We start from the raw sequence: 16384 nt of genomic DNA on the forward strand, positions 1-16384 counted from the left end.
ATGATTACACCTATATTTAGAATTTTTGATGTTGAAAAAGCAAAGCTGTTTTATTTAGATTTTTTAGGATTTAAAATGGATTGGGAACATCGGTATGAGGAACATATGCCATTATATATGCAAATTTCGTTACACGATGCTGTAATACATTTATCAGAACATCATGGGGATGCTTCGCCAGGCGGTGCGATTCGGGTGAAAATAGAGGATTTAAAAAGTTATTATGCTATTTTATCAAGTAAAGATTATGCTTATTCAAAACCTGATATAGAGAGCACACCGTGGGATACTATGGAATTAACTGTGATTGATCCGTTTTCAAATAGAATTATATTTTATGAGGAAAAGGTTTAGTATTAGCATTACTAAACCTCTATTAGATTGAACTGGTGAGTGAATGGCTTGGCGAATAAAATAATGAACTACTCTTAGAGATATGGAGCAAAAAAATAGATCAGTAGCAGCAACTACTGATCATCCATATGTACATGAATTAGGAGAGGTCAAACATTTATTAACTTTATTATAATAGATTTTCATGAGAATAAAAACTGAAAATTCTAATTTTATGTTGAGAAAGTTTTTTGTATCGAAATATATAAAAGAATAGGGATTTTTAGTAAAAGGAAATATGATATTTATATTTTAATAAATTGTGATATAGTTTATAAAGAATAGATTACATAAAATGTTATTTTATTACATAGTAATCGTGTTTTGGATTAAGGAAGGGGGAAATGATTGTGAAGTTTGATGATCAACGCCTACTAGGAGTCCGATTAGGATCGGTACTTGTAACAGAGGAAAATCAATATTTAGTAATTAAGAAAAAAGATCATTATGCACTATTAAATATACATAATTTAGAATGCACACATGTTGAAGTGCAGCTAGAACATATTGAAGAATTGTTGCGGGAAGATTTCCAAGAAAGTATAACGGAGATTATCGCACCAGAACATATAAAAATTGTTGCGAAAAATGTAATATAAAGAAAGAAGCTGGAAGGAACAGCTTCTTTCTTTTCATTATAAGGATAACGTTTTAAAAACGTCACCAATAATCCCTTCCATTTGATGAACACCTAAGTCGGCGTTCGTCATTATAACGGCACCATTACCTCCGTATGGATAGCATACCATCATACATTGAAATCCCACGCCCCAGCCAAGTGAATACATTTGTAAGTCTTCGTTAGAATCATCTAGAAAAACACCTAGTCCAGTCCATTTTGAGCAACCTTGAGGAGAAATCATATCTTGTACTGTTATTTGAGAAAGTTTTAGTTTGCCCTTTCCTTGTAAGGAATGAATGATTTCAATTACTAAAGTTGATAAGTCAGTGGGTGTTGTCCAAATGCCTGAAGCAGCTGCGAATGGATAAAATGGATACTTCTCATTTGTAATGGTGCCATCTTTATTATGCCCGCAAGCAAAGGGCTCCATTTTATTTATATCTTCAGGAGAGAATACCGTACTATTCTTTAGCTGGAGTGGCTGAAAGATATATTCTTCAAGTAAAAGGGTGAATGGTTTTCCAGTTATATCTTCAAGTAGTAGTTCGATAATACAAAAGTTTGCATCAGAGTAGTGAAATTCGCTTTCTGGTTTATAAGCTATTTCTATCGGTACGGGACAATATGATGTTTTACCGGCAAGGAGTTCAGACATGTTTGGTTGCCCTTGTGCAAGTAGATAATGTTCAAAGCTATTAGGAGGATCAATGATTCCAGATTGGTGACATAACAAGTTTCGCAATGTGACCTTTTTTTGTGAAGTAAATAGATTGGTAGGGATGTTCCAAGATGTGAGTCTATCATTTACGTCTTCATCTAAATGTACGATTTCTTGATCTGATAACGTTAGTACGAGCATTGCAGTGATAAATTTACTAATTGAACAAGAATTGAATATGGAATCCGTAGTGACAGTTCTAGTTGTTCCAGATTCAAGCATTCCAAAGGCAATCGCTTCGTCTAGTTTGCCATCACGTATAACGGCAAGGCTTAAACCTGCAACAGAATATTGGTTCATTTTCTCGTATATATCGTTACTTTTTAATTTCATAGTGACTCCTTTCTTTGAAAAGACAGAATGTTAGTTCTATTATACCGTAGTAAATAGATAGAATGAGAGAAAAAGAAAAAACTTCATCTTTTATCGATGAAGTTCTTTTAGTTAATTCGAAGTGAATGCTTTAAAAAATTTATCTCGGTACATGTACATAAGCCATGAGGTTGTTAGTAAAGAGATAATGATTTCTTTGTTTTGAATTGGCGCATTGAAAACAAGCCAGCCAACGATATCAAATAATAAATGTAGTGCCATTGAAAGAACTACAAATTGTAGTAGCGTATTTAAAAATCTTTTCATGAAGAGCCCCCCTAAAATAAAAGGTTTTATCAACAGTGTTGTATATTACTATTATACATTAAATGTGTCCTGTGGTAAAATTTACATAAGTTAGTGAAATAAAACAAATGAAAGCTAATGAGGAGGAATAGTCATGGAATTTTGGGTGATCATACCGATAGCAGTCTTTGGATTTATTTATATTGCTGAAAAATTAAATAGAATCGAAAAGAAAAATGATGCCCGTTTAAAGAGGATGGAAGATAGATTACAGCTAATTTCGAAAGAAATGGGAATTGTAGATAGAGAACCTGAAATTAATAAAGAGTTGCGTCAGCTTACGGAAGAAGGTAAAACAGTTACAGCAGTTAAGAGAGTAAGAGAGGCTTTTGGGTTTTCTTTACTAGAAGCGAAGCAATATGTCGATAAATTATAAAAAAGATCATCCGATTGGATGGTCTTTTTTCATTGTACCATACGTGTATTTACATAAGCAGCGATTATAACGTGGCCAATTATAATGATAGGAAATAAGATTTTGACATTAGGAGTAGTGAAGACACTACCAATTGTGGCGATAATACCAGCAGTTAAATTATAAAGACCAACTATTTTTGATAACTTACCTTTATCTGGCACACGGCGTTCATTGAATCCTGATAAGAGCCAAGTGTATTGTTTAACTCCGATGAAATAGGCTAGTGCAAATGAAATGATTGCTAGTATGAATAATGATGGGGAAGCGAAGAGAGTCATTGAAAACACCTCCGTTAAAGGACTGTAAATAAATTATAGTATGAATATTAACGTTTAACAAAATTAAAGCGCACAAAATTTTGTGCGCTTTTTATTAATGGTATGAAAAATATGTAAAAAAAAGATGGAACAAACATTTGAGATGAATTGTCTAATATAGGTAATAACTATTTCGTTTGAAAGAAAGGGTGGAGAAAATGAAAAAGAATACATTATTAAAATTAGGGGTATGTGTTAGTTTACTAGGAACAACTCAATTTGTTAGTGTAATTTCTTCTGTGAAAGCGGAACAAAAGCTAGAGCAAAACGTAATAAAAAATGAGACAGGAACCATTTCAATTTCTCAGTTAAACAAAAATGTATGGGCTCATACGGAGTTAGGTTATTTTAACGGGGAAGCAGTTCCTTCGAACGGTCTAGTTCTTACTACTTCTAAAGGGTTAGTACTTGTCGATTCTTCTTGGGATGATAAGTTAACGAAGGAATTAATAGAGATGGTAGAAAAGAAATTTAAGAAGCGCGTAACGGATGTTATTATTACACATGCGCACGCTGATCGAATTGGCGGAATAAAAACGTTGAAAGAAAGAGGCATTAAAGCGCATAGTACAGCATTGACTGCGGAACTAGCAAAGAAAAATGGATATGAAGAACCACTTGGAGATTTACAAACTATTACGAATTTGAAGTTTGGAAATATGAAAGTAGAAACGTTTTATCCAGGGAAAGGACATACAGAAGATAATATCGTTGTATGGTTACCGCAATATAACATTTTAGCTGGAGGTTGTTTAGTGAAATCTGCGGAAGCTAAAAATTTAGGGAATGTCGCTGATGCCTATGTAAATGAATGGTCTACATCGATTGAAAATGTGCTGAAGCGATATGGGAACATAAATGCAGTAGTGCCTGGTCATGGAGAAGTAAGGGACAGAGGGTTACTTTTACATACATTGGATTTGTTGAAATAAGAAATTATGGGAATATAAAAGCGAGGAGAAACAATTTTCTCCTCGCTTTCTTCTAGCTATATTTAAATGCGAAGCTATCAATTATGCCTGCATACGTTACTGAGATTTTAATTCCAAGTATACAAATACCAGTACCGTCATAATTGCTATAACAACGTAAGTAACATCGAGCATTATAAGTGTTTTTAAAGTTTCAGTCATCCTCATTCACCCCTGGTATGAAAATATAACATAATCTCTTATCAATCAGATCAGAGATTATAAAGATAACAATGTAAATGAAATTTCTTAAGTATTTTCTATATAAATATATCATATAAATAATGTAAACAATGTTAAGATAATGTAAATGTATTGTAAATAAAGAACTTTCCCATAGAATCTTTAATCAAAAATAGCTAGTTAATAGTTCTCTAAATCTATTAACTAGCTATTTGAAAGTACCAACAAAGATGTGCATTTTTCAGTAATGTTTTTAGAGTCAATAAAAATATTATGTCAACAATATGAACTGTCACAAATTTTTATATATTATTGTGATTGATATCACATCCTTTTTTCCTAATGGGTATTATGCTTGATTTGTAAGGAATGATTGGGAGAGGGTGGGATGATCATGTTTTGTTATCAATGTGAACAAACGCCAACAGGCGGATGTAAAGTAATAGGTGTTTGCGGTAAAAATGAAACAATAGCAAGTTTACAAGATACGATTGTGTTTGGGCTAAAAGGAATTGCAGCTTATCGTACGCATGCTGCTCAGCTAGGGTATACGGATGCATTTGTAGATGCTACGACGCAAGAAGCACTGTATATGACATTAACAAATTCCAACTTTAATGAACAAGAACATATTGATATGGCTATGAAAGTAGGGAAATCGGCTTTACGAGTAATGGAGTTGTTAGATGAGGCGCATACGAATCACTTTGGTGTTCCAGAGCCCGTTCAAATTACACAAAACCATGTAGAAGGTAAAGCAATTGTAGTTACTGGTCATAATTTATTTGCGTTAGAAGAGTTATTAAAGCAAACAGAAGGAAAAGAAATTAATATTTATACGCATTCTGAAATGTTACCAGCACACGGTTATCCGCAGCTGAAAAAATATAAACATTTAAAAGGAAACATCGGTAAGGCATGGTATGATCAACGACGTCTTTTCGAAAAATTTACAGGTGCTATATTAGCAACAACGAACTGTGTTATGCCAATTAAAGGGTCATACTCTGATCGATTCTTTTCATATGATATTGCCGGTTTAGAGGGTGTACAAAAAATTGAAAATGATGATTTTGCACCATTGATTCAAAAAGCGCTTGAACTTCCAGAAGTACATATGGAGTCGGATGAGCAGTTAGTAACAGGGTTTCATCATAATACAGTATTATCATTAGCTCCGGAAATTATTAATGCAGTAAAAGAAGGAAAGATTAAGCGTTTCTTTGTCATCGCAGGTTGTGATGCTCCGGGAAAAGGCGGAGAATATTATCGTGAATTAGCAACGTCGCTTCCGCCAGAAACAGTTATTTTAACAACTTCTTGCGGGAAATTCCGTTTTAATGATGTGGATTACGGTGTTGTACCTGGTACAGATATTCCGCGTTACATTGACTTAGGGCAATGCAATAATTCAATTTCAACAGTGAAAATAGCAGCCGCTTTAGCAGATGCTTTCCAATGTGAAGTGAACGAACTACCAGTTAGTATTGTCCTATCATGGTTTGAACAAAAAGCGGTTGCGATTTTACTTGGACTATTTAGTCTTGGCATTCAAGATATTCGCATCGGTCCAAAGGCGCCTGAATTTATTTCACCTGGCGTGCTTGATGTATTACAAGAAACATTCGGTTTGAAATTGATTACAACTGCAGCAGAAGATATGGAAATGATGTTATCGTAACAAAAGGATGATCTGTCTTATTAAGAAGAAGAGTTAGCCTATAGCGCCCCAAAACAAAAATGTAGAATATTTGTTTTGGGGTATTTTCTTTTCTTGGCCGGATAGGTATGTGGCGAAATTTTTTCAAATAGGAAACCGGCTGTATCTAATAGGTAATAGTTGATTTTAGAAAAATATAAAAATCGAGTTGACATTTACAACTACTCAGTCGTACAATGTAGAAGTAATAGGTGATACTGAGTAGTATTGTTTTTCAAAATGTTTTCAGTAAACAATAGGTAATAGCGGATTTTAGAAAAATTTTGAAAATTAGTTGACATTCATCGCTACTTAGTCATACAATGTAGTTGTAGTAAGTAATACTGAATAGTGTAGTTTTACTCAAAAGCTATTCAGTAAAAATTCGCCATAGTACTCTGTGATACTGAATATAAGTCAGACAGAATAGGGGGTAAAGGAGGATCAGGACATGGAAAATTTAACTGAAATGCTGAAAGGTTCACTGGAAGGGTGTGTGCTGGAAATCATTAGCCGCCGTGAAACGTATGGCTATGAGATTACCCGTCACCTGAATGATCTTGGGTTTACCGAAGTAGTAGAAGGAACGGTTTATACCATCCTCGTAAGATTAGAAAAGAAAAAGCTTGTGAATATTGAAAAGAAACCATCAGATATGGGACCGCCTCGTAAGTTTTATTCATTAAATGAGGATGGCCGTCAGGAGCTTGAATTGTTTTGGAAAAAATGGGATTTTGTATCTTCAAAAATTAACGTCTTGAAGTCAAACTAGCCTCATAATATAAAATGTTCCGGCTCATATTTGGAGAGTTTCTTGTTCTGCTTTATAAAAAAGGAGGAAAATAAGATGTTGGAAATGTTCAAAAAATTAATTGGTGATAAAAAAGAGTATAAAATGATGATGGCACGTGTTGGAGCACTGCCAGAGGACTATCAGTTTGTGTTTAAAAAAATTCAAAACTACATGTGGAATTTCTCAGCGGGTAATGGAATGGATATGCTGCACATACAATATGAATTAATCGATTTGTTTGAAGCTGGTGCAGCTGAAGGCAGACAAGTGCTAGACATTACTGGGGAAGATGTGGCATCCTTTGCTGACGAACTAGTGGCAAACGCTAAAACGTATGTCTCTAAGTATCGTGAGGATTTGAATGAAAGTATTATGAAGAAATTGAGAAAAAAATAAATGCAATAAGTAATACCGACTGATTAGCTGGTTACAAATGTGAACTGCCGCCATCGCTATTCAGTTATATTTTCAAACCAGTACTAAGTAATACAGATTATCAGTGGTACTAAATAGAGGGTGTAGGTAATCAATTTTTATAAGGGGGAAAAAGTATGAGCAATACAGCAATTTCTGTAAAAGGGTTAAAAAAATCTTTTAAAGACAAGGAAGTTTTAAAAGGGGTGGATTTTGAGGTGCAGCGTGGCTCCATTTTTGCGCTGCTAGGCTCAAATGGGGCGGGAAAGACGACAATGGTCAACATCCTTTCGACGCTAATGAAACAAGATGATGGTGAAGTAAGTATTTGCGGATTTGATGTCCAGCGTCAACCAGATTATGTCCGTCAAAGCATCAGTTTGACAGGACAGTTCGCAGCTTTAGACGGCATGCTGACTGGAAGGGAAAACTTGATAATGATCGCTAGGTTACGTGGTGTTTCCAATCCCGCTCAAGTTGCTGACAATCTACTTGCACGATTTAGCCTGACTGATGCGGCAAACCAAAGGGCAGATCAGTATTCAGGCGGGATGAAGCGCCGGCTTGATATCGCGATGAGTTTGATTGGGGCGCCAGCAGTTATTTTTCTTGACGAACCAACGACTGGACTTGATCCGGAAGCGCGAATCGAAGTGTGGGATACAGTCAAGGAACTTGCCGGTAGCGGTACAACGATCTTGCTTACGACTCAGTACTTGGAGGAAGCAGAACAATTGGCAGACCGTATCGCTATTTTGCATGGCGGGAAAATTATTACGACAGGTACTCTTGCTGAACTAAAAGAGATGTTCCCACCAGCAAAAGTAGAGTATATCGAGAAGCAGCCGACATTGGAAGAGATTTTCCTTGCGATTATCGGTAAAAAGGAGGAGATGTAAATGAAAAGCAAAACAGGGGTATTACTAGGGCGCTTAATGCGTAACATTATGCGCAGTCCGGATACAATTATTACGGTAGCGATAACACCGATTATGATGATGCTATTATTTGTCTACGTGTTTGGCGGCGCAATAAAAACAGGAACGGAAAACTACGTTAATTATTTATTGCCGGGAATTTTGCTAATGGCTATCGCATCCGGTGTAGCTTACACTTCCGTGCGACTATTTACGGATGTAAAGAGTGGGCTGATGGCACGTTTCATTACGATGCCTATTAAGCGCTCATCGATATTGTGGGCTCACGTATTAACATCTCTTGTTGCTAATGTACTTACTATCGTGGTGGTTATTCTTGTTGCGCTCTTAATGGGCTTTCGTTCCAGTGCTAATATTCTAGATTGGCTTGCAGTAGCTGGGATACTAGGAATGTTTACGTTATCGCTAACATGGTTGGCTATTATTCCAGGGCTGAAAGCAAAGTCTATGGAAGGGGCGACTGCTTACTCGTACCCACTCGTTTTTCTTCCATTTATTAGTTCGGCCTTTGTACCTACCGAAACGATGCCAAAAATTGTTCGTGCGTTTGCTGAGAATCAGCCTGTAACTTCAATCGTGAATGCAATTCGTGCTCTATTATATGAAGGAATTGTTGGCAACGATATTTGGATTGCACTCGCTTGGTGCGTAGGGATCATGATTATCTCTTACTTTTTCGCAAGTAAAGCATTTAAACGTCAGTTAGGGTAAGTGAATTAAGTCATCCGAAATTATATATGTTTTAGAAAAAGCACGGGAAGATTTTCCGTGCTTTTATTATTTGTTGCGCACTCATGGTAGAAAATATGGGACAACTGGTAACGAATCAAACTCAATATTGTGAGGTTTAACCGATTACTGCTTATGGGGAATATAAACATAATCGCTCTTGTAAATCTTTTAATACTTCATCTGGTATTTCTCTAATTGTAATATCCTTCCCTAGGAAAAGCAGCCAGTTTATTATCTCTGACAGTTCGTCGGGATTGTTAATATCGATAAATGTTTTTAAAATGGCTGTAGATTGGTAAGGATTTGTATAAGATATTGTAACTTTGAAAGGGTGGTATTTTTTGTACTGGGCAATCGCTTTTGGACCAAGTTCAAGTACAAGGTTAATTGCTTCGTCCTTCTTACTGAGTTTTTCTAAAATCTTTTTCTTATGTAATTTCTTTTTCGTCATGTACGGTTCAATATTGATGAGATCATCGACAGGAAACATCAGCTTCTTTTCTTCTTTTAAGTCAAACCCTTCAATAATCCAATGGCTTTTTTCTTGATAAAGGTGTAATAGGTAAATTGGATAAGACTTGATTTCTTCTTCTTTGACAGTAATCAATAAATGTCTATCCAAAAGAAGGATTTGAATGAGTTTTTCTAACATCGGATGGGGGAGGTCAGAAAGCTCAAGTAGATCGGGATTATGAGGGTTAGTCCCTTCAAAAAGCAAGAGTTGATTTAAAAGAACAAGGTCATCTTGCTGGGTTTCTGAAATGAGTCCTAGTAGCTTTTCCGCTAAAGATTGCCGACTCTTTAGATAGGGAAGTTGTTGATTTCTTGTAGCCATAAAGGCAATAAAAAGAGCTTTCACTTCATTATCAGTAAAGCGAACAACGGGCAGGATAGAATTATGCATGACAAAATATCCACCAGTTCTCCCGACTTCAGCGACAAGTGGCATACCCATAGCCTCAATATCTCTAATGTCTCTAATAGCTGTCGATCGTGAGATGTTAAATTCTCGTATGATTTCAGAAATTGTAAAGTGGGAGCGATTGTTGATATAACGCATGATTGTATTAATCCGTTCAACTTTTTTCATTTGAGTCTCCTAAACAGTATCATTTTTTGACATGGTTTAAAGGTATTATAAACGTATCAGATGAAAAGATAAATCGTTTGATTAATAAAAAAAGAGGCAGGTTTTGCATATGAAAAATTATACTATAGAAGAAAAAGATAGCTTTATTGTGTTAGGTATTGGGACTGAAATTAAGAGCGAATATACAGACTTTGCTGGAATAAATAAAGAAAAAGAAGACTTTTGGTCGGCTGTTAAAGAAGATGGAAGGCTGGATACTTTAAAGGCTCTAGCTACAAATGATTATATTTTCTCTGTGAGCGAAGCGGTGAATAATAAGATGATGTATTATGCTGGTGTCATGACAGAAGCACAAATAGAAGAAGAATCAAGAGTGATCCAGTTTCCGAAGGGAGAATACTTAGTAGTGAAAGGGGAAGACAAAACGGCTGAAGAGCTAAGTAATAAGCTTACTGGCATCGCCTTCGGTCAGGCTTTACGAGAAGCAACGGATTTTGCTTATGTTGGCGGGCCAAATACAACAGTTGAGATGGGGCAAAGAAACGGCTTAGTATTTGGTGAAATGTGGATTCCAGTTGTTAGGAAGTAATGTGATAAAGGGTACGAATATGGAAAGTAGAGGTTAACAATCTTGGATTGTTAGCCTTTTTGAAGTGAATATCATATTCATATACTGCTACACAGTATGTTCTGATAAAATGGAATAAAAGGTAAATACTGTAAGGTGGTGACGGGTTGAATAAAAAAAGGATATTTGAGCTATTCATAGTAGCATTTGTTTTTCTATTCCTTCATGTAAGCACATTTACAAATGAGAAATTTAACGATAGATTGGGTGCTTTTACTTACATTGTTCTATTTCTTATCGTTTATATTTATGCTTTATTTATAGACCGGTATTTTGGTGATATACAAAAGTGGGTTCGAAATATCACATTTTGCTTTGCTTTATTAGTAGTGGCTTTAGTAGCTCTATGGATAGGTTATTTTTAGTCCTTACTTAAGAGAAAGAGAAATATGTGATTACACTACATTCGATCCGATCACATTACTTAGCTGCATCGGCTTATATTAATCTTTTCTCTCCTCAATCATGATAAAATGTACAATAGGAAATTTTATGTAAGATAAAGGTGGAAGGTTTATGGTCAGCTGGAGTACTTTGATAGCTTTTGCAATTGTTTCGCTTAGCATGGTTTGTTCACCTGGGCCTAATATGATTTATCTCATTTCCCGTTCCATTACGCAGGGACGTATGGCAGGATTTATTTCTCTCTTGGGCATCATGCTCGGATTTGTCATTTATATAATCGCAACTATGTTTGGACTTACAGTTCTATTCCTTGCTGTTCCTGCTGTCTATGAAGCAGTAAAATGGGCAGGTGCTGCTTACTTACTCTGGCTAGCTTGGAATTCGATTAAACCGGGTGCTACATCTATTATGGCACCTCGTACGATTCCTAATGAGCCACCACGGAAATTATTTTTGAGGGGACTTATGACTAATCTTCTAAATCCAAAGATTGCTATTTTGTATGTGTCACTTTTACCTCAATTTGAAGATCCTGAGAAGGGATCGTTGCTTCTTCAAGGTGCAGTTTTAGGCCTTACGCAAATCACTGTTAGTTTTATAGTTAACCTTTTAATCGTATTTACAGCAAGTAAAATTGCAAAATGGTTTGGCACACGCCCGACGTGGCTACGAGTGCAGCGTTGGCTTATGGCAAGTGTCTTGACGGGGCTTGCTGTACGTCTTGCTTTTGAACGTAGACAGTAAGAGTATCTAAAAAATTTGAAGATTTTTTTTAATGTAACGGCAGAAATGCCGTCTTTTTTTATTTTAGGGGAATTTTATTTTGCATTGCTTGATAGCACTATAAAACCTAAAACAATATGATCATATTGTTTTAGGTACTTTTTTTATAATACGATCATATTATAAAAAGGGAGGAGGATATGAATGCCTAAAATAGTTGATCACATACAAAGGAAGAATCAAATCGCCACTGCTACTTGGCGTGTAATATTAGAAAAAGGTATTGATAAAGCTTCCATACAGCAAATCGCTGATGAAGCAAACATTTCGGTCGGGCTTGTTCAGCATCATTTTTCGTCTAAAAATGAATTAATTCATTATGCGATGAATTTAGTGTTGAATCGAATGAAAGAACGGGCAAATACGCGTACAAATGAATTTAAAGGAACGAAAGAAGAAGCACTTAGAAGATTAATGAAGTTTATTATTCCTATTAATAAAGAAGAAATGTTGGAAGGAAGGGTTTGGATTACATTTCTCGGTATATCCTTTAGTTCCCCGGAGCTTATTGAACTTCGGAAGAAAATGGATCACCATACGAGGTATCTTATGGGAATGATCCTAGATTTAATGATGGAGCTAGGCTACGTCAAACCAGGGTATAATAGAGAGTTTGAATTGGAGATACTGTACGGATTTATCGATGGGCTAGTAATTCATGTTCTTCAAACACCAGAATCATATTCAGAAGAAAAAGTAAATCAGCTTATTGAGTATTATTTAAAAGGAAAAAAGAGGGATTGATCGCATGAATAAAGTTTTTATTATTATTCTTGTAGTCGTTATCGTATTGATCATTAGGCAGCTTATCCCAAAGAAAGTAGATAGTTTTGATCTTCTTGGTATACCAATCATGGCTATCATTAGAACTTATATGGGTCTTCCAAATAAATTGGACTTTATAATAACAATTGAATTAATAAGCTTGCTTATATTAGGAGCGATAGTTGGTTTTTGGCAAGTTAAGAGAGTAAAAGTTTTTCATCATAATAATCAATTATGTAGTGTTGGTGGCTATTCGTATATTATTGGATGGATTATTATGCTTTTAGGGAGGATTGTAATTTTATTATTATTCAACCTTAATTCCCTCGTATCGACATTTCATGACGGGCAGGAACAATTTACAAGTGAAATAATTAAAGTTCTTTCTCATGCTGGAGATTGGTTAATATGGTCTACGATTCTTGCATCTTCCATCATGTATACGGTTACTTTATATAAGGATCACACGGACATCCAGAAATTTATACATGCTCGTTTTAAAGAAATACAACAACGGATAAAATATTAATTTAACTAATACGAATTGTAAAAGCATGTATTTGTTATAGAGCTGCCGACTATACCTATCAACTTAATAAAAAACGTTATTCTTTCTAATAGTTTAGCTTGTTTAGAAAGAATAACGTTTTTTATTTTTGAAATAAATATATATTTTATAAAAAAATATTTTTTGACCCCCATAAAACTATGTATTCCTCCGAATATATATAGTGAAAAAATAAATAGAAGAAAAATGACTATGAAAGAATATCGAAGTATTAATAAAATTACTAGATTAAGTGGGGCATCCGAAAGACAAGGATGAAATTACCAATCATATAGAGAAGAGTTATTCAAGGATTGCAGATAAAATAGAAAAAGAGCAAGCAAAACAAGCGAAAGAAAATAAGAAAGTAGATAAAAATAAAAACTTAACTTTAGTGCCGAGAGAAAAGGAAAATCATTAAGAAAACGTTGAAAAAGTTAGACTCGAAAAATATAACTAACAGCAAGAAGACAACCCAAATGAAAAGTACTAACAAAATGTGGTTAAATGGTCACTTGTTTAGTGGCCTTTTTGTTATTTGAAGGAGGCTGGGAGATTACTAGTGTTGAGTTTAGTAATGAAGATCCTAAGAAAACCGAAAATAGAAGATATCGTATATAACATACAAAACAACGGAGGAGATAAGGAAGCATTTATCGTACAGTATCAGCCTTTTATTAGAAAATCAATATCGTCTGTCTGTCGCCGATATATTACAGAACAGGATGATGAATATAGTATTGGACTGTTTGCGTTTAACGAAGCAATTGAACAGTATTCATATAAAAAAGGGAAATCTTTTCTAGCGTTTGCTGATCTTCTTATAAAAAGAGATGTAATTGACTATATACGCAAGGAGTCTAAGCATAACTTTGTCTTTTTAAAAGAAGATGAGCAAGAGGAAATGTTAGAAATGCAAGTATCGCTTACGGAGTATATGAAAGAGATGGAAAATAGTAACCGTAAGGAAGAAATTCTTCATTTTCAAAGTGTGTTAGCTGAGTTTAAAATCACATTTTCAGAGCTTGCGAAAGAATCTCCTAAGCATCGTGACACGCGTGAGCACTTAATAGAAATTGTAAAGATGATTATAAAAGAAGCTGAAATGATGGAAGAGCTGTTCCGAAAGAAAAAATTACCCCTAAAACATATTGAACCACGTGTTAGGGTAAGTCGTAAAACGTTGGAGCGACATAGAAAATACATTATTGCAATGTGTATTATCTTTGCAAACAACTATACATATATTCTTGATTACATAAGAGGGGAAAAGCATGATGAATAAAGGAATTGTGATGGATATAAAAAAGCATAACGTAGTTGTATTAACTCCAAATGGAGAGTTTATTATGTTTAAAAGAAAAGCGCACTCTTACATGATTGGGGAGGAAATCTCGTTTGATGAAGAAGAACAAAGGTCACCGCGTTTTACAATGCCGCCTTTTTTAAAGCCTGCATCAATACTTGTTGCTTGTTTTCTATGTGTGCTCCTGTTTTTCTACAACCAACCGGAAGAAAAAGCTTTTGCTTACGTTTCAGTTGATATAAATCCAAGTTTAGAGGCGAGCGTAACGAAGGATCTTCGTGTTATAGATTTGCGGGCTTGTAATGATGATGGAAGGCGTATTTTAAAAGAATTGAAGCAATGGGAAAATAAACAATTGCAAGACGTAATACGTACGATTATAAAGCAAAGTCAAGAGGATAAATATTTAACGAATGATAAGCAAGTTATGCTAACAGCTGTTGCAAAGGACAAGTCGTTAGAACCGCAGTTGGAAAAGGCTATGCAGGAATTAAAGAAAGAGTATGAGATAAAACATATTACAGTCGAATATCAAAGCAGTACGATGCAAATGCGGGAGGATGCCAAGAAAGCAGGAGTTGGAACAGGCGTTTATATAAAACAAGAGAATGAGAAGGAAAAATCGCTTACGCCACCTGCACCGCCGTCTCATCAAGAACAACAAAAGTCATCTTCTGACGCATCTTCTGTAAAAGAAGAAAGCAACGAGAAGGGAGAGTATATAGAACAAAAGCAATCTAAGGAACAACAACCGAAGCAAATAAAAGAAAATAATCGAAATCAGCAAGAGAACAACGGAAGAGGATCGCAGCAAGGAAATAATCGAAATCAGCAAGAGAATAATGGTAGAGGGTCTCAAGGAAATAATGGAAATAATCAAGATAACAACGGAAGAGGTTCCCAAGGAAATAATGGGAATCAGCAAGGGAATAATGGTAGAGGGTCTCAAGGAAATAATGGAAATAATCAAGATAACAACGGAAGAGGTTCCCAAGGAAATAATGGGAATCAGCAAGAGAATAATGGTAGAGGGTCTCAAGGGAATAATGGGCATCAGCAAGAAAACAATGGTAGAGGGTCTCAAGGGAATAATGGGCATCAGCAAGAAAACAATGGTAGAGGATCGCAAGGGAATAATGGACATCAGCAAGAAAACAACGGAAGAGGATCGCAAGGGAATAATGGAAATGGGCAAGGAAACAACGGAAGAGAATCGCAAGGGAATAATGGAAATGGGCAAGGAAACAACGGAAGAGAATCGCAAGGGAATAGTGAGAATCAGCAAGAGAATAACGGAAGAGGATCGCAAGGGAATAATGGACATCAGTAAGAGAACAATGGAAGAGGGTCTCAGTAAGGAAAGTTCCTACCACATAATATCGAGTGAAAGAAAAATCTATAGAATATTGAACAGAGGGGGATTCTTTCCATCTGAAGAGATTTTTTAATATTTTTTTAAAATGACGGACACAAAATCGTATATCCTTTCGAATTATATATATGGATATCATTAATGTTTATATAAAAGGAGAGAAAAAATATGAAAGAAATGTATGAAGAAATCACTGAAGTATTGAAGGTATTGGCACATCCTGTCCGTTTATCATTAGTAAAAATAATGCTTGCAAAAGGCCCTATTAACGTAACGACAATGTATGAAATGTTACAAATGCCTCAAAGTACAATTAGTCAACATTTATCTAAACTAAAAGCTACTAAAGTCGTTACAGGTACTCGGAAAGGGTTAGAAATTTATTATGAAGTAACGGATAAACGTACAAAAGAGATATTGTTAAGCTTAGCTTAAAGAGTGACTGTTTAGATTGTATAGTAATAAATAATTCCATATCAATATTGTTGTCTAGTAAAACTTTTGCCACTTCAAGATTGTTGTTTCCACTTCGTAGTGGAGAATAACAATCTTAGGATAGAGGATATCATTAATTTTTTGATATATTAAGAGATAGGAAAGACAAATAAGGGG

Annotated in this window: 22 protein-coding genes; 18 read left to right on the forward strand and 4 right to left on the reverse strand. The window is 35.2% G+C overall.

Annotated features, from left to right (window positions below; translation table 11 throughout):
• Nucleotides 1–354, forward strand: coding sequence for a glyoxalase superfamily protein (locus QCI44_RS10650; protein ID WP_016135052.1), 354 nt, complete (start codon nt 1–3; stop codon nt 352–354).
• A 389-nt stretch (nt 355–743) separates the two neighbouring features.
• Complete coding sequence (locus tag QCI44_RS10655; RefSeq protein WP_000666944.1) at nt 744–992, forward strand: hypothetical protein; 249 nt, start codon at nt 744–746, stop codon at nt 990–992.
• A gap of 36 nt (nt 993–1028) precedes the next feature.
• Here QCI44_RS10655 and QCI44_RS10660 read toward each other — a convergent pair whose 3' ends face one another.
• Nucleotides 1029–2066 carry a serine hydrolase domain-containing protein gene (locus QCI44_RS10660; RefSeq protein WP_016135051.1) on the reverse strand — a complete coding sequence of 346 codons (1038 nt, stop codon included), beginning with the start codon at nt 2064–2066 and terminating at the stop codon, nt 1029–1031.
• A 111-nt stretch (nt 2067–2177) separates the two neighbouring features.
• Complete coding sequence (locus tag QCI44_RS10665) at nt 2178–2372, reverse strand: hypothetical protein (protein ID WP_000819667.1); 195 nt, start codon at nt 2370–2372, stop codon at nt 2178–2180.
• A 133-nt stretch (nt 2373–2505) separates the two neighbouring features.
• On the opposite strand from QCI44_RS10665, the gene QCI44_RS10670 reads away from it, so the two are divergent.
• Nucleotides 2506–2787 (forward strand): hypothetical protein, encoded by a 282-nt coding sequence (locus tag QCI44_RS10670; RefSeq protein WP_016086961.1) that lies wholly within the window; start codon nt 2506–2508, stop codon nt 2785–2787.
• A 29-nt stretch (nt 2788–2816) separates the two neighbouring features.
• On the opposite strand, the gene QCI44_RS10675 is transcribed toward QCI44_RS10670, so the two are convergent.
• A complete protein-coding gene (locus tag QCI44_RS10675) occupies nt 2817–3107 on the reverse strand; it encodes a DUF3784 domain-containing protein (protein WP_016135050.1) in 291 nt (96 codons plus the stop codon).
• A gap of 197 nt (nt 3108–3304) precedes the next feature.
• On the opposite strand from QCI44_RS10675, the gene bla2 reads away from it, so the two are divergent.
• From bla2 to QCI44_RS10705, 6 genes are all read left to right on the forward strand, one after another.
• Nucleotides 3305–4078, forward strand: coding sequence for a BcII family subclass B1 metallo-beta-lactamase (bla2, locus tag QCI44_RS10680; RefSeq protein WP_353811116.1), 774 nt, complete (start codon nt 3305–3307; stop codon nt 4076–4078).
• A 616-nt stretch (nt 4079–4694) separates the two neighbouring features.
• Nucleotides 4695–5981 (forward strand): hydroxylamine reductase, encoded by a 1287-nt coding sequence (hcp, locus tag QCI44_RS10685; RefSeq protein ID WP_033659877.1) that lies wholly within the window; start codon nt 4695–4697, stop codon nt 5979–5981.
• 469 nt (nt 5982–6450) lie between these two features.
• Complete coding sequence (locus tag QCI44_RS10690; RefSeq protein WP_000429486.1) at nt 6451–6771, forward strand: PadR family transcriptional regulator; 321 nt, start codon at nt 6451–6453, stop codon at nt 6769–6771.
• A 75-nt stretch (nt 6772–6846) separates the two neighbouring features.
• The gene (locus QCI44_RS10695; RefSeq protein ID WP_000891990.1) at nt 6847–7188 is read left to right on the forward strand and encodes a DUF1048 domain-containing protein; all 342 of its coding nucleotides are present in this window, start codon (nt 6847–6849) and stop codon (nt 7186–7188) included.
• A gap of 155 nt (nt 7189–7343) precedes the next feature.
• Nucleotides 7344–8105: an ABC transporter ATP-binding protein gene (locus QCI44_RS10700; RefSeq protein ID WP_016135047.1), complete on the forward strand. Its 762-nt coding sequence runs from the start codon at nt 7344–7346 to the stop codon at nt 8103–8105.
• Nucleotides 8106–8855: an ABC transporter permease gene (locus QCI44_RS10705; RefSeq protein ID WP_353811117.1), complete on the forward strand. Its 750-nt coding sequence runs from the start codon at nt 8106–8108 to the stop codon at nt 8853–8855.
• A gap of 151 nt (nt 8856–9006) precedes the next feature.
• Here the strand turns inward: QCI44_RS10705 and QCI44_RS10710 are convergent, their stop codons facing one another.
• On the reverse strand, nt 9007–9966 hold the full coding sequence (locus QCI44_RS10710) for a helix-turn-helix transcriptional regulator (protein WP_016086967.1): 960 nt from the start codon (nt 9964–9966) through the stop codon (nt 9007–9009).
• 109 nt (nt 9967–10075) lie between these two features.
• Between QCI44_RS10710 and QCI44_RS10715 the strand changes: the two genes are divergently transcribed.
• The 9 genes from QCI44_RS10715 (at nt 10076) to QCI44_RS10755 (ending at nt 16207) form a co-directional block, all read left to right on the forward strand.
• On the forward strand, nt 10076–10555 hold the full coding sequence (locus QCI44_RS10715; protein ID WP_033659876.1) for a GyrI-like domain-containing protein: 480 nt from the start codon (nt 10076–10078) through the stop codon (nt 10553–10555).
• Nucleotides 10556–10701: 146 nt separating this feature from the next.
• Nucleotides 10702–10959, forward strand: a complete 258-nt coding sequence (locus QCI44_RS10720; protein ID WP_016086969.1) for a DUF3963 domain-containing protein — start codon at nt 10702–10704, stop codon at nt 10957–10959.
• A gap of 151 nt (nt 10960–11110) precedes the next feature.
• On the forward strand, nt 11111–11743 hold the full coding sequence (locus tag QCI44_RS10725; RefSeq protein ID WP_088084033.1) for a LysE family translocator: 633 nt from the start codon (nt 11111–11113) through the stop codon (nt 11741–11743).
• 183 nt (nt 11744–11926) lie between these two features.
• Nucleotides 11927–12526: a TetR/AcrR family transcriptional regulator gene (locus tag QCI44_RS10730; RefSeq protein WP_098486117.1), complete on the forward strand. Its 600-nt coding sequence runs from the start codon at nt 11927–11929 to the stop codon at nt 12524–12526.
• 4 nt (nt 12527–12530) lie between these two features.
• A complete protein-coding gene (locus QCI44_RS10735) occupies nt 12531–13076 on the forward strand; it encodes a hypothetical protein (protein WP_088084031.1) in 546 nt (181 codons plus the stop codon).
• Nucleotides 13077–13347: 271 nt separating this feature from the next.
• On the forward strand, nt 13348–13515 hold the full coding sequence (locus QCI44_RS10740) for a hypothetical protein (RefSeq protein ID WP_170959992.1): 168 nt from the start codon (nt 13348–13350) through the stop codon (nt 13513–13515).
• Nucleotides 13516–13656: 141 nt separating this feature from the next.
• Nucleotides 13657–14379 carry an RNA polymerase sigma factor SigI gene (gene sigI, locus QCI44_RS10745; RefSeq protein WP_016086973.1) on the forward strand — a complete coding sequence of 241 codons (723 nt, stop codon included), beginning with the start codon at nt 13657–13659 and terminating at the stop codon, nt 14377–14379.
• Nucleotides 14372–15730, forward strand: a complete 1359-nt coding sequence (locus QCI44_RS10750) for an anti-sigma factor domain-containing protein (protein ID WP_353811118.1) — start codon at nt 14372–14374, stop codon at nt 15728–15730. Before sigI ends, QCI44_RS10750 begins: the two co-directional genes overlap by 8 nt.
• Nucleotides 15731–15940: 210 nt before the next feature.
• Nucleotides 15941–16207: an ArsR/SmtB family transcription factor gene (locus QCI44_RS10755; RefSeq protein ID WP_016135038.1), complete on the forward strand. Its 267-nt coding sequence runs from the start codon at nt 15941–15943 to the stop codon at nt 16205–16207.
• Nucleotides 16208–16384 lie beyond the last annotated feature (177 nt).

The sequence above is a fragment of the Bacillus cereus group sp. RP37 genome (assembly GCF_040459695.1).
Lineage (GTDB): Bacteria > Bacillota > Bacilli > Bacillales > Bacillaceae_G > Bacillus_A.

Excerpts from the sequence above, each read along its gene's own strand:
- QCI44_RS10670 (WP_016086961.1), top strand. The coding sequence starts at position 2,506 with ATGGAATTTTGGGTGATCATACCGATAGCAGTCTTTGGATTTATTTAT.
- QCI44_RS10660 (WP_016135051.1), bottom strand. The coding sequence starts at position 2,066 with ATGAAATTAAAAAGTAACGATATATACGAGAAAATGAACCAATATTCT.
- QCI44_RS10755 (WP_016135038.1), top strand. The coding sequence starts at position 15,941 with ATGAAAGAAATGTATGAAGAAATCACTGAAGTATTGAAGGTATTGGCA.
- QCI44_RS10705 (WP_353811117.1), top strand. The coding sequence starts at position 8,106 with ATGAAAAGCAAAACAGGGGTATTACTAGGGCGCTTAATGCGTAACATT.
- hcp (WP_033659877.1), top strand. The coding sequence starts at position 4,695 with ATGTTTTGTTATCAATGTGAACAAACGCCAACAGGCGGATGTAAAGTA.
- QCI44_RS10710 (WP_016086967.1), bottom strand. The coding sequence starts at position 9,966 with ATGAAAAAAGTTGAACGGATTAATACAATCATGCGTTATATCAACAAT.
- QCI44_RS10735 (WP_088084031.1), top strand. The coding sequence starts at position 12,531 with ATGAATAAAGTTTTTATTATTATTCTTGTAGTCGTTATCGTATTGATC.
- QCI44_RS10695 (WP_000891990.1), top strand. The coding sequence starts at position 6,847 with ATGTTGGAAATGTTCAAAAAATTAATTGGTGATAAAAAAGAGTATAAA.
- QCI44_RS10725 (WP_088084033.1), top strand. The coding sequence starts at position 11,111 with ATGGTCAGCTGGAGTACTTTGATAGCTTTTGCAATTGTTTCGCTTAGC.
- QCI44_RS10665 (WP_000819667.1), bottom strand. The coding sequence starts at position 2,372 with ATGAAAAGATTTTTAAATACGCTACTACAATTTGTAGTTCTTTCAATG.
- bla2 (WP_353811116.1), top strand. The coding sequence starts at position 3,305 with ATGAAAAAGAATACATTATTAAAATTAGGGGTATGTGTTAGTTTACTA.
- QCI44_RS10650 (WP_016135052.1), top strand. The coding sequence starts at position 1 with ATGATTACACCTATATTTAGAATTTTTGATGTTGAAAAAGCAAAGCTG.
- QCI44_RS10750 (WP_353811118.1), top strand. The coding sequence starts at position 14,372 with ATGAATAAAGGAATTGTGATGGATATAAAAAAGCATAACGTAGTTGTA.
- QCI44_RS10700 (WP_016135047.1), top strand. The coding sequence starts at position 7,344 with ATGAGCAATACAGCAATTTCTGTAAAAGGGTTAAAAAAATCTTTTAAA.
- QCI44_RS10675 (WP_016135050.1), bottom strand. The coding sequence starts at position 3,107 with ATGACTCTCTTCGCTTCCCCATCATTATTCATACTAGCAATCATTTCA.
- QCI44_RS10715 (WP_033659876.1), top strand. The coding sequence starts at position 10,076 with ATGAAAAATTATACTATAGAAGAAAAAGATAGCTTTATTGTGTTAGGT.
- QCI44_RS10690 (WP_000429486.1), top strand. The coding sequence starts at position 6,451 with ATGGAAAATTTAACTGAAATGCTGAAAGGTTCACTGGAAGGGTGTGTG.
- QCI44_RS10730 (WP_098486117.1), top strand. The coding sequence starts at position 11,927 with ATGCCTAAAATAGTTGATCACATACAAAGGAAGAATCAAATCGCCACT.